This window comes from Paenibacillus sp. J22R67, from assembly GCF_059692175.1.
Genome location: NZ_JCAUAX010000001.1, coordinates 314,395 through 327,852 on the forward strand (window position 1 = coordinate 314,395; position 13,458 = coordinate 327,852).

The following is a 13,458-nucleotide window of genomic DNA, read 5'->3' on the forward strand; positions in this document are numbered from 1 at the left end:
TGCTATCCGAGTAATGTTAGGTAAGCTTTTATCATATCCGATCCATAACCGTATGAAATCATAATGCCCAGCGCCAATGACGGGCCAAATGGTATCGGTTGTTTTCTCTTGGTGATTTTTAGCAGAAGCAGCAATCCACCTATCAGACTACCGATCATACATGCCAAAACAAATGCGACCATAATATGAGATAAGCCTAAGACTGCTCCACAGACTACTAGAAGTTTGGCATCCCCCATTCCCATACCGCCGCGCGAAAGAACTGCTATCAATACAATGACACCGCCCCCGATTACAGCACCTAGCACATAACTCCACCAAACCTGATCTCCGGGAAAAACGATTCTCAAAACTGCTAAAACTGGAAAGAAAACCAGCAAAATTTTATTGGGTATAAGCATATAGGACAAATCGGAAATTGTGATGATAACTAAAAGACTTACTAATGTTAAAGCGATTAAAGATTCTACCGTTATGCCAAAATGCACATAAACCCATAAAAACAGCACCCCTGTTGCAAGCTCCCCTAAGGGATATAGAATAGAAACTTTCGTATGACAATGCCTGCACTTGCCTCTGGTAAAAAGATAGCTGATCACCGGAATGAGATCCCTGGATTTCAGCTTTGTCCCGCATTTCGGACAGGCCGATGGCGGGTTGATGACGGATTGTTTTGCGGGTACTCGCAGCGCAACTACGTTGAAGAACGAACCGAGTACGAGGCCGATTATTAAAATATAAATTGCGATGAGGAGCGTCATAGGTCTGGGTCGCTTTCTTTGATTTTAAAAAAGGAATCGGAATGGACCGATTCCTTTTTGGGGGAGCAATTATGGAGTTTCAGTAGTATAAGGTGCTGTTGCTGTTTTATCCACGATTGGTCCAGCACTTGCCATTACACCTTCAGCAGCTAAATAGAAAGTCCCATCAGTCGTTGTTAATGTTACACCTGTAAGTTGTTTCGAAGTTGGATCATATTCAACTTTACCTACAGAGATCTTTTTCCCGCTACTAGGCATTGCTAAGTTTCCTTCCAAGTAATTCTTGGTTTGCAACTCTGTGTTAAACTTAACAACTGCAGGCATCTCACCTTGCTTTTCAGCTGTTATATACAATCTCGAAGCCTCATAAACTTGGTGGAACATTGCAGCATCTGCTTTACTTTTCTGACTACTGATTATATTTAAGATCATTGGAACTGCGATAGCAGCAATAACAGCTAAAATAACAATAACTGCTAGTAATTCTATTAATGTAAAACCTTTTTCTTCCTTTTTAAGACGGTTCATCATTTTCACGATCATCATTTTCTACCTCCGAATTTTTATTAACCAAGATTTGAATAAAGACTAAACATCGGGAGCATTATTGCTGCAACAATTGATCCTACTAACCCCGACAATAGAACCAACAAAATTGGTTCTAACAATGATTTCAATCGATCTACTGTGTTCTCAACGTCCATTTCATAGAAATCTGCAACCTTTTCCAGCATTTGATCAAGAGCCCCAGTCTCTTCACCTATCGCGATCATCTGTGTTACCAGAGGTGGGAACACCCACGCTTGCTTAAGCGGTTCTGAAAGGGGATTTCCTTGTCGTAGTGATTCTGCAGATTTTTTAATAAACCCACCAATCACTCTATTACCAACTACTTCTTCAACAATTGCGAGAGACTGTAGTACAGGAACTGAACTAGAATACAATGAAGATAAGGTTCTGGTCATTAATGCTACAGATCCTTTTTGTTTGAGTTTACCGAATATTGGTAATTTCAACTTCAAGTAGTCTAATAAATAAGCTCCTTTTTCATTTTTTTTGACAACTTGATAAAAAACTAAAGTTACTAAAAGTGTAACCAACCAAAAAAACCACTGATGTTGAATACTATAACTTAATTTCAGTACAACTCTAGTAATAAAAGGCAGTTCCGCATGCAAAGACTCGAACGTGGTTACAAACTGAGGCACAACAGACTTTAAAAGATAAATTACCGCAACAATAGACAATCCACCAACCGTTGCTGGATAAGTCATCGCCGACTTAATCTTCTCCCGAGTCACATGCTCCTTCTCAAAAAACTTCGCAAGCCGTTCCAACGTGCCTTCCAAGTCACCCGTCTCTTCCCCAGCTCGAACCATGTTTACAAACATTGGTGGGAAAATCTTTTTATGCTCGGAGATCGAGCTAGAGAAAGAAACACCCTTCGAAATATTCGAAGCAACCTGCACTAGCGCCTTGCGAAGCGGCTTACTCTCAGTTTGTGCAGCCAAAATCGATGTAGCTTCCACAATATTGACCCCAGCCCTGATCAAAGTCGCAAACTGCCGACAGTACACGATAAAATGTATCGTTTTCACCGGATTACCGATGTAAATCTCCGTTTTAAGGGCTTTAAACTGCTCTTCTTTTACAGAGAGAACGATATAGCCTTTCTTTCGAAGCTCCTCAACCGCAGTCGATTTATCAGAGGCAGAAATTTTACCTTTTAGCTGCTTACCACTGCTGCCCCTTACTTCATACAGATACTCTGACATTACATCACACCACCCTCAGCAAGATAAGCTTTTGCTGCGATTGGATCAATAAGCCCCTGCTGCATCTGTTCCTTAATCGACATGTCGAGCGTGTGCATCCCTAAGCTGCGCCCGGTTTGCATAACACTCTTGATCTGATGAATTTTCTCTGAACGAATGAGATTACCTACAGCTGGCGTATTGATCATGATTTCAGTAGCGCAAGTCCGTCCTTGACCACCAGGCTTGGGAAACAACCGTTGTGAGATGACTCCGACCAAAACTGCTGCCAATTGCACACGGATTTGCCCTTGCTGATGCGCTGGGAACGCGTCGATGATGCGATCAATCGTTTGCGGTGCATCTGTTGTATGCAAGGTTGCAAAGACCAAATGTCCAGTTTCAGCTGCTGTAACCGCTGCTGAGATCGTTTCAAGATCACGCATTTCACCAACAAGAATAACATCAGGATCTTGACGCAAAGCCGCTCTTAAGCCATTGGAGAAGGACTTCGTGTCACTACCTACTTCCCTTTGGTCAATAATCGAAGACGAATGAGCATGAAGAAACTCTATCGGATCTTCCAACGTTACAATATGTTTCTTCTCTGTTCGATTGATGTAATCGATCATTGCTGCCAATGTTGACGATTTGCCGCTACCCGTCGGTCCGGTCACTAAGACAAGCCCTTGTGGTTTCAACGCTAAAGCACTTATTACACTAGGCAGCTGAAGTTGCTCAAGAGAAGGAATCTTTGTTGGAATCGTACGAATGGCGACACTTACGCGTCCTCTTTGACGATAGGCATTGATTCTGTATCGTGAACATCCTTCAAGCTCATACGAAAAGTCTAACTCTCCAGCTTGATTGAATCGATCAATTTGGTCAGCATTCAAAAGAGCTTCTGCCATCGAGCGGGTGTCATCAGCTTGCAGCGATTCGTTTCCAACTTGCTGTAATGTGCCGTGCACGCGAATGATCGGCGGCGAACCTACAGAAAGATGTAAATCTGAAGCCTTAGACTCGTGTGCAATTTTTAATAAACTTACGATCCGCTCTAACGAAATTGACATTTCCCACACCTCCTTTCTCGTTAATAAGCAACCGTTTCTCTGATAACCTCTTGCAGCGTCGTAATACCTTGTCGTACTTTCTGAATCCCGTCATCCATGAGTTGAATGAGCCCATGCTCTAGTGCAGCATCCCGCATTTCCTGAACAGATGCTTTGTTACTAATTAACTGACGCATGGTATCGTTCACGACGAGAATCTCGTGGATGGCTAACCTTCCGCGATATCCGGTACGATTACAGTTGCCGCATCCATTGCCTTTGTGAAGCTTTTCGGCATGTATCCCTCTGTTATTCATGAAGATCCGCTCTTGTTCCGTCGGTGTGTAAACCACTTTGCACTCATGACAAATTCTACGAACAAGCCTTTGAGCAACAACACCAATCAGTGACGAAGCAATCAAATACGGCTCTATCCCCATATCCCGAAAACGAGTAATCGTACTCACGGAATCATTGGTATGTAGAGTTGACAGTACAAGGTGTCCAGTCAATGATGCACGGATTGCAATTTCTGCCGTTTCTGAGTCCCTAATCTCCCCAACCATGACGATATTCGGGTCCTGCCGCAAAATGGAGCGAAGACCAGCTGCGAAGCTAAGGCCAATAGTAGGATTCACATGCACTTGATTAATGCCTTCTAACTGGTACTCTACGGGATCTTCAATCGTAATAATGTTGGCATTCTCTTGATTCAAATGACTAAGTGCAGAATAAAGCGTTGTTGTTTTTCCGCTGCCGGTAGGACCTGTAATAAGCAATATTCCATAAGGCTGCTCAATCATCTCACGAAAAACACCCATGTTACGCTCCCCGAACCCTAGCTGCTCAATCGGCTTTACGCCAGTAGATAAGTCTAGAATACGTAAAACTATTTTCTCACCATGAATGGTAGGCAGAGAGGAAACACGGATATCAACATGCTTATAATCCACTTGCATTTTGATTCTACCGTCTTGAGGCAATCTTCGTTCAGCGATGTTCAGTTTAGCCATAATTTTCAGCCGTGCAGTAATGAAGCCTTGCATTTGCTTTGGAATCATACGTTCAGTTCTTAGATGACCGTCAACCCGGTAACGAATGACCAAGTTCGTCTCACCTGGATCAACGTGTATATCTGAAACTTTCAACTGAACCGCTTGCTGTATCATTTGATTAACCAACCTTACGATTGGAGAATCCTCGTCCGTAATTTCGGTTTCCTTGATATCTTCGGTCGTCGGCATATCTGTCATCATTTGGCTCATTGAATCTTGAAGTCCATAATGACGGGCAATTGCACGCTGCAGTTCATCCCTGCTCGTAATTGCCGGTTCTATACGATACCCTGTGCTCATTCTCATTTCTTCAATTGCAAAGTAATCCAGCGGATCTGCCATAGCAACCATCAACTTCCCGCCTTCTTTGTGAAGGGGGATGGCCTGGTAGCGTCTAGCCATGCTTTCAGGGATGATCTTGGTTATTTCGGGATCAATCTGATATTTGAACAAACTCACATGAGGGATACCTAGTTGAAACTCCAGAACCTCAATTAATTGCTGCTCTGTAATATACCCTTGCGTAATCAGCAGGTCCCCAAGCTTCTGTTTCGTTTTACTCTGTTCCTTAAGTGCCTCTTGGAGCTGAGTTTCTGAAATAATCCCGCTCTCTACTAGCAAATCACCCAATCTTTTCCTAACAAGAGCCATTTCCTTATCAACTCCATTACCGATTTCGCCCCGGAAAAATTATAGGACTAAATACCTAATTCAAACAAGATAAAAATCATTATACAACATCGAGAACCATTTTAGAATAACTTTCTTATCGATTTATGTCGATTCGCTGAGTTATCTAGTTCCAAACTACCTCTAACGTTACAATTCGCTTCCTACCTCGGATAATCCTCTTAAAAAAAATCATTAAAATTATGTATTTTTCGTCATTTTCCTTATACTTTCCTAAAATATTTTCGATATCATATACACAAACTGTATATTTATAGGTCCAAAAAGTAGTAAAATAGTCTCATATACTAAATATTACTTTATAGTACGGGAGGAGAGAAATGTATGTTTTCAGCCATACAAAAAAAGATCAGTATAATACTGATCGCATCCATGGCAATATCATGGTTCGGATTCACAGATCTAACGAACCAGACAGTTCAAGCGGCTGCCGGAGATACCGTAACCGTGGCACTGAAATCTATGAATAACAACAAGTTCATTACAACAGATACGAGCAACAATGCTTCACTTTATGCCAATAAAACGAACCCATGGGTATCCAATTTGTTTGACTTGGTTGATCAGGGGGATAGCGTCTATGCTTTGAAATCAAGAGCAAACTCCAAATATGTGACTATTGGATCTGGTAGACAGGATACGCTGAAAGCTTCATCTCAAACAATTAGCGATAATCAAAAGTTCAGGATGGTTACAAATTCTGATGCCACTGTATCGTTCAAGCCAGTAGGTAACCTAAAGGATTACTTTATCAGTTTAGAAGATGATAGCAGTAATGAAATAAACTCAGAACAAAACAGCTCCACCTCTTCGCTTACAAAGTTTCAAATTTCCTACTTTGATCTCACCAAGCCATTGAAAATTCTAGAGATCAAGGATCTGGAGAAGTCTTCTAACGAGAAAACACTCACATCAGATTTAAAAGCCAAACTAGGTACGAATACCAGTATTCAGTTAGAAACGATCAGTATGAAAAAATTTGTAGCGCTCCGTGATGAATTTGATGGTAAATATGATGCCATTTACTTTGGAAAAAGTTTGTTTAATCCGACCTCAGAGACAGGTAGCAATCACGATACTCGTTTCCTAGAGAATGATATTACTTCTATTAAAGCGGCTGAAATTATGGATAAATACATAAATAAAGGCCTTCCTGTTATCGTTTATAGCGATGATTCGAAGGACCGTGGTGCTTTATACCAAGGATACTTAAACGGTAGTAGTTGGGTAACTAATCCAGGCAATCTCTACAACTTATTCAATCCTTACAGAACGACAACACCTAAAAGCAATGTTATTTTTGTAAGTGATGGTGATATCAGTAGCTTAGATGCGTTTATTAATAAAACTAACTTGCTAGTCAATGCGAATGTTCGTCCACAACTTAATCTGACGAGCAAACCCACGGACTACACACTAACTGCAAACCGTAACAACAAATATAAAGCTGGCGATACCCTGACTTATCATTTTAATGTATCTAATGTTAGAAACATCGGTCAGCGCAATTTAGTGGCTAATTTATATTTGGGCGTCGATAGTGTATTAAAATTCGATGCCTCCAATTTAGTACAAACTGTTCCAGTAACTTCTATTACCAACAATACAGTAAGCTTTACACTCCCCAAAGGCTACTCAGGGCTCTACTACTGGCGTCTTGAGCTTGTTGATCAGACCAGTACTGGGAAATTAAAGGATTCAGAGTCTGGCGTATTTCGATATCAAGATCAACCGCCATCCATCAAGGTGCTTCAAGTTATTCCAAATTCACAGTCGAGTAATCAGACGAGTAGTCTACTTCTAGAATCAAACTTAAAACAAAATTATTTGCATTCTGATGATTATAATATCAACATTTCAGTCGTTGACTTCAACACATTTAACTCTACTGAATACAAGACATTAAATAGTAAATACGATATGCTGATCTTCGGTTTTAACGATTCTTATAACGGAACTGCCAATATTTCTGAGACAGCAGCAGATGCAGTTAAATCATTCATTGCCACAGGTCAGGGCGTCATGTTCACCCATGACACGGTTTACCAAGGGAATTCAACTTGGATCAATAAATTTCAAGCTGATACAGGCCAAATTGGGCCAATGACGAATATGGGACTCAATGCTCCTAACACTTCGACATCCACAGTAAAAATAAATGAAGGTTTATTAACTGAGTTTCCTTTCTTTATAAGTGAAATGACACCATCAGTGGCAACAACCCATGATCAGTATTTCAGACTAAACCTGAATGATCCCAAGGTTATTCCTTGGTACAACATCAATGGCAGTCCTCGTGACGTTGAAGATAGTTGGAATCATTATTATACCTATTCCAAAGGAAATGTAACTTATTCAGGGACAGGACACAATTTCGTAAACACAACCAAAAACAGCTCCTTCCCAGATTGGGAACAGAAACTGTTTGTAAACACCATGTACAGAGCTTTCATCGGTTCAAATCATAAGCCTACTTTGGATATCATATCTCCAGTAGCTTTCAATGAAGCATCCAAGAACTACATCTCGGCTAATAGCTCAATTTCTGTCAGCTTCAAACCCGATGATTTGGATTTAAATGATAAAAAAGTTACCTCATCCATTACTTTCAATTACAAAGACAGTTCAGGTAATAATCAAGCTGACAAAGTTTTAGCGGATACAGAAACAAATAAAGGTGAGACAATTACCAAAACATTTGCAAATCCTCTATCTGTAAGTGGCGGCGATTTGACAATCTCTGTCTCAACCAAAGACGCCGCAGGCGCTCTTGAAACAAAAGAAGTTGCTGTTAAAGTCATTACCTCTACTGGATTAACGCCAGACCGTACGGTGTCAGCTGAAAAAATTGAAGTTAATAGTCCTGTGACTGTGAATTACTCAATTAATCCAACAGCTAAAGCGTACAGTGCGGCAACTAACCTAAATGATTTAACAATTACAGGTCTGCATTATAAAGAAATTTTCCCAGCAAACCTAGAGCTTGTTACAGTTCCTACAGGTTTCACGAAAACTGGCACATTAACAAGTGGCTTTACTCTTGAAGGAAATATTGCCAATATTCCATACCGCAGGGAAGGCAATCAATTTGTAGCAAACAGCTCCACATTCACCATCGTTGTCAAACCAACGAAAGCTGGAGACTACTCGTTATCTAATGCCAATCTAAAATACAACGATTTTGCTTCAAGTGATCAAAGTGTTCTCTTCTCTAATAAGGTGATAACCGCATTCACGAAATTAACTGCCTTGAATTTGGATAACCTCACAATCGCAAAAGGTGATACTTCCAAACTGATTCCAAAGGTATTGCCAATCGATGCTACCTATCAAAGGAATGAAGACTTCGCTTGGACTACTGATGCGTCATCAATTGTTACGGTCAATGCAAGTGGTGAAATTCGGGGTGTCAATGCTGGAACAGCAAAAATCACGGCTGTTGCAAAAGATGGAAGCGGACTTAATGCGTCCTCCGTCGTTTCTGTTATCCAACCTGGTTTAAATATTACAGGACCGACTGAGGTGGCCGTTGGAGCAGATATCTCTTTACAAGCAGCACTTGTGACCGTGAATGAGAACGTAACTTCTGTCAGATGGAGTTCTTCAAATTCGAGTAAAGCGAACTTTACCGTAAGCGATAAATTTACAGGGATTTTACATGGTGTGCAAAAAGGGACCGTTACCGTAACGGCTACAGTTGTAACAGATAAAGGGAATACCTATTCCAAAGATTACACAGTAAAAATATTCACACCTTTAACATCAATAAACTTAGGAAACGCCAGTATTCGAGTCGGCGAAACCGTTAAATTAAATTCAAATTATGCACCGTCTGATGCTGATTATCCCAATTTGACCTGGAGTACAGATCGATCAGACCTGGTTACAGTAGACAGTTCAGGTAACATCAAAGGATTAGCAGAAGGTACAGCTAAAATTACCATTAATTCTACAGACGGTTCCAATCTAACATCTAACGCGACCGTTACCGTAATTAAACCTTCATTGACAGTGAATGGACCAACATCGGTTAATATTGGAGAAAAGATCACGTTAGAAGCTATTTTCTCAACAATCAATGAAACTGTAGCTACCATTTCTTGGAGTTCACCTGATCAGGATAAAGCCAGCTTTGTAACAGATGGTGACCACAAACGAGTATTAACAGGCGTTAAAGCTGGAACTGTGAATGGCTCAGTTACGATAACAACAAATAAGGGTAGTACTTATTCTCAAAATTTCAGTGTTAACGTTACAGCGGTTCCTGTAACTTCTGTAAGCATTGATAATGCTACGATTCGTGTGGATCAAACATTTGGACTAACACCTACATTTACACCAACGAATGCAAGTATTAAAGTACTTACATGGGAGTCGAACAATCCAAATGTTGTGACAGTCGACTCAAACGGAAATATTCGAGGCGTATCTGTTGGTACAGCAACAATTACAGCAACAACGACGGACGGCACGAATAAATCCGACACAGCGACGATTACAGTCATTAGGCCTTCAATTTCTGTTAGCGGGCCTGATAAACTCTTTATTGGTGGTCAACCAATCACACTTCAAGTGCTTCTAAGTTCCGTCAATGAATCGCCAACTTATACGACGTGGAATGTTTCAGAAGAGGATAAATTGAAGGCTGATTTTGCCGGCGCAGCTGGAAGTCCAACGAGAACTCTAACAGGAAAACAGCCTGGCATCATTAACGGCACAGTGCATATGGACGCTAACCAAGGCAGTTCCTACGATGCTAGCTTTAAAGTAACTGTCATTTCACTACAACTGAATGATCAAATCGTAGACGTCGGTCAAACTGGCAGCCTGTCGCCATCCATTAATCCTCCGTTAGAACTGACTTCCGATGTAATCTGGAAGTCAACGAATGAGAGTGTACTAACGGTAGATAACTCGGGTAATTATCAGGCAATATCAGAAGGATCAACGCAAGTAAAGATTATTTCGATAGCTGATCAAAGTGTCATTGCATCCGCTACGGTCACAGTTGCTCAACCGAGTGTAGAATTTAAAGGAGATCGCGTCGTGAATATTGACGGAACAACAACCCTTAGAGCATGGTTGCGATCATCACATCAGAATGCTAAGACTTTCGCTTGGGCGTTAGATAATCCTAATCAATCTTTTGCAAATGTAACGAAGTCAGCAGAAGATTCCAGAGTATTTACAGGTAAAAACGTTGGTTTAGTAACAGGAACGGTCAGTATTCTGACTGATAAAAATATTACGTATACCCAACGCTTTAGCGTCTCAGTGGAATCATTATCCATTGTAAGAATTACGGACGGTGTTGAGAGCGACACCGCTGTAATCTCAATGGACAAAGGTGAGTCCGTTGTATTGAAAGCTGCCTTGAATCCTTCTAATGCATTAAACAATGGATTTAAATGGTCCTTAATCAATGAAGCAGGAGAAAATGGTGAAGCTACCATTGTTGGCGGTGATGTCAACCAAACTGTAGTACTTAAAGGCATCAAGAAAGGCAAAATCCATATCAAGGTCGACGTAGCAGGCGGTCCTGGCTTTCCTTCCAAAACAGCAGCCAAGGTTGTTGACGTGAAACAGGATTTGACGAAGTTGGAACTCCCTAGTTCCACAATCACTTTATATACAAAGGGTACAGCTGCTCGGAGAACATTTGACTTACTCAAATATCTAACGGTTACACCATCAAAGTGGAAAGCAGAATGGATTGCTGACTTGAATGCTCAGTTACAATGGAAAAGCAGTCGTTCTGAAATAGCTGATGTTAACTCAAATGGCGAGGTAACCGGCCTCAAGCAAGGGTCAACAACAATAACGGTTACGAATAAAGACGATGAAAATGTGAAAGATGAAATTACCGTGAACGTCATCGAGTTTGACGACAGGTATTAAAATCTAAGGGGATGTCCCTAAACCCATGAAAATGGCGAGGGGCATCCTCTTTTTTTAATCTCTGAGAGTGCCTACGCAGCTCGGTTGCGTACGAGTGACGCTTATGCAACGATAAAAAACATCATTGCAGTATAGGATTAGCACTTGGTGGCTGCAATAACGATGTAAAACATCGTTATACGCTCTGCGCAGCTCGGATGCGCACGAGTGACTCTCATGCAACGATGTAAAACATCGTTGTAGTATGGGATTAGCATGTGGTAGGTGCGTATAACGATGTAAAACATCGTTATACGCCGTGAGCAGCTCATACGCGCAGGGACGCTGAAGAGGCTGTCCCAAATTTTTGGGGACAGCCTCTTGCGTTACCCATCTTACGAAGCAAACTTCGTCACTTGCTTTTTCTTCCCTACGGTCAAGCCTACCTTAGAAACACGAGGCAAACCAACCTTCTGATTCTCAAAAATCTGACTGTTATAGTCAATAATAAGACGAGATTGATTCTCCGAGGCGATTTGCGTTTGATCTTCCATCTCAATGCTTTCTACCTGGCCTGTAGCTTTCCCTCGGATCGCATTGACAGTAAGGTTCCCTTTAGCGAAAAATCCGCCGTAAACCCAAAATACAGAACCTACTCCATATATCGTGGCATCGCTGTCTGTGTAGAAAAAAGCATTTAATATAGGTGGATTATCGCCATGTGTCACCACCGGCGGGTTTCCTGGCTCATTCGAATTATACTTAAAAGGTTCTTTAATATCACGAAACGAATTCACACGATATATATCAATGGCTCCTTTAGAAATAAGAACTAATTCCTTTTTATCCAATCCTAAAATAGAAGCATCTACGATCTCAGTTTTGCCCAACGTGTAAATCGTAGAATCCATATTAACTGTGTTATGAATGGATAAGTTTCCTGTCACTAGTATATTAGCCCTAATGTCAATGCTGCTTTTGTCTAAACTAGTATTATTAATGGTTAAATCACCGTTCACGATGATCCAGCTACTTTTATTTAAATTTAGTTTCGTTGGATGTTTACTGCTCTCCGTGTAAAGCAGTTGACTGAAAATATCGCCACCATCTATCGTTAAATTGCCATTATACAGCATGGTATTCTCAAGCTCAGATGAAAATAAGCCAGCAAGATTGCTCTTCTTTGTCTCGTAAGCGGCATACGCCGCAGCATCTGCAGGGTCAGGTGCTACTTCAGGCAGCGGCTCAATAATATCCATCCAAGGACGCAAATAGTCAGTCAGACTGTTTCGTGAAGCCATCGCCGTCTTCACATTCGTTCTTTGCACATCCGGAGCTGCCGTGTCTTTCCCGATGGCCTGGACCATTTTATCCACAAATGCTTCGTTTACCTCAATTCCTGCAAATTTACTCTGATCTTTGACATGTATATTTGCTGAATCCGTGCTAGTCAGCACATCTTTGATTGTTTTTACTCCATCTCCTTCTTCTTCACTAATGCTTTTATAATCGCTATTACCGTTGCCGACGTTTTCAATCGTATCACATTGCGGACTAGTTTGAGAAAAAGTAGAACTTACAGATTCACAGTAATAAGCATTTAACCCGTCACCAGTTGCACTCTTTTGAACGTACGCGTTCCCCTCCAATTTCGGGAATTTCGTCGATTGATATAAAGGCGTACCAAGATACAAGTATTCTGCTTCGTTTTTGACCTTTAAAGTCTCTCCTGCATAAATATCACCGATGATGTAAGGCGAACCGTTAATCAGCACATTACCTTCCGAGCCCATCGCATATTTCAGAGAGTCTGGAAACGTGTCTAGCGTAAGAACCTGAGTAAGTCGACGCGTGACATTATTGACCGTAGCTTCAGCTTCAATCGTAATCTCATAATTTAATGAGCTGTCATCTTTATCATTTTTTTTGAACGAAATATTATGTATTTCCCCTCTAGCCGCACCAACATCTATATCAAGCGAAGTGCTAATCGATCTTCCGTTCAACTGAACTTTAATGTCATCTAACCTCTGTTGAACTTCATCAATATTAACGCCATCCTGACTTTGAAAATCTGACATGATATAAGCTGCTGCTTCATTCAATGCCTTCTCTGCCAAATGCAGACTTTGAACATCCTTTTGCTTCGTCTCCGTTCTTGTCGCCCCGCCAATGCTTGCACTCAAAACAGCCAAACCTAGTATCGAAAAAATAAGAACCATGAATAAAACTAACAGCAATGCTGAACCGCGTTCCTCGCGAAACATGT

The 13,458-nt window shown here is 41.1% G+C and carries 7 protein-coding genes and 1 pseudogene; 1 reads left to right on the forward strand and 7 read right to left on the reverse strand.

Translation table 11 applies throughout. The features are described from left to right. Positions 1–2: 2 nt before the first annotated feature. The 6 genes and pseudogenes from AC58VC_RS01610 to AC58VC_RS01635 all read right to left on the reverse strand — a co-directional run bounded on the left by AC58VC_RS01610 (position 3) and on the right by AC58VC_RS01635 (position 5,273). Positions 3–488, reverse strand: a complete 486-nt coding sequence (locus AC58VC_RS01610; protein WP_497367880.1) for a prepilin peptidase — start codon at positions 486–488, stop codon at positions 3–5. Between the two features lie 51 nt (positions 489–539). Continuing rightward, positions 540–761, reverse strand: a pseudogene (locus AC58VC_RS01615) (prepilin peptidase); the annotation flags it as partial. A gap of 69 nt (positions 762–830) precedes the next feature. Beyond that, a complete protein-coding gene (locus tag AC58VC_RS01620; protein WP_497367134.1) occupies positions 831–1,307 on the reverse strand; it encodes a type II secretion system protein in 477 nt (158 codons plus the stop codon). A 20-nt stretch (positions 1,308–1,327) separates the two neighbouring features. Next, entirely contained in the window at positions 1,328–2,536 is a 1,209-nt protein-coding gene (locus AC58VC_RS01625; RefSeq protein WP_497367135.1) for a type II secretion system F family protein, read from the reverse strand. Further along, on the reverse strand, positions 2,536–3,588 hold the full coding sequence (locus tag AC58VC_RS01630; RefSeq protein ID WP_497367136.1) for a type IV pilus twitching motility protein PilT: 1,053 nt from the start codon (positions 3,586–3,588) through the stop codon (positions 2,536–2,538). The genes AC58VC_RS01625 and AC58VC_RS01630 overlap by 1 nt, the downstream gene beginning before the upstream one ends. A gap of 20 nt (positions 3,589–3,608) precedes the next feature. Then, positions 3,609–5,273 carry a GspE/PulE family protein gene (locus AC58VC_RS01635; RefSeq protein WP_497367137.1) on the reverse strand — a complete coding sequence of 555 codons (1,665 nt, stop codon included), beginning with the start codon at positions 5,271–5,273 and terminating at the stop codon, positions 3,609–3,611. 363 nt (positions 5,274–5,636) lie between these two features. Here AC58VC_RS01635 and AC58VC_RS01640 point away from each other — a divergent pair, with 363 nt between their 5' ends. After that, the gene (locus AC58VC_RS01640) at positions 5,637–11,210 is read left to right on the forward strand and encodes an Ig-like domain-containing protein (RefSeq protein WP_497367138.1); all 5,574 of its coding nucleotides are present in this window, start codon (positions 5,637–5,639) and stop codon (positions 11,208–11,210) included. Between the two features lie 374 nt (positions 11,211–11,584). Here the strand turns inward: AC58VC_RS01640 and AC58VC_RS01645 are convergent, their stop codons facing one another. Then, complete coding sequence (locus AC58VC_RS01645) at positions 11,585–13,456, reverse strand: hypothetical protein (RefSeq protein ID WP_497367139.1); 1,872 nt, start codon at positions 13,454–13,456, stop codon at positions 11,585–11,587. Positions 13,457–13,458: the final 2 nt, after the last annotated feature.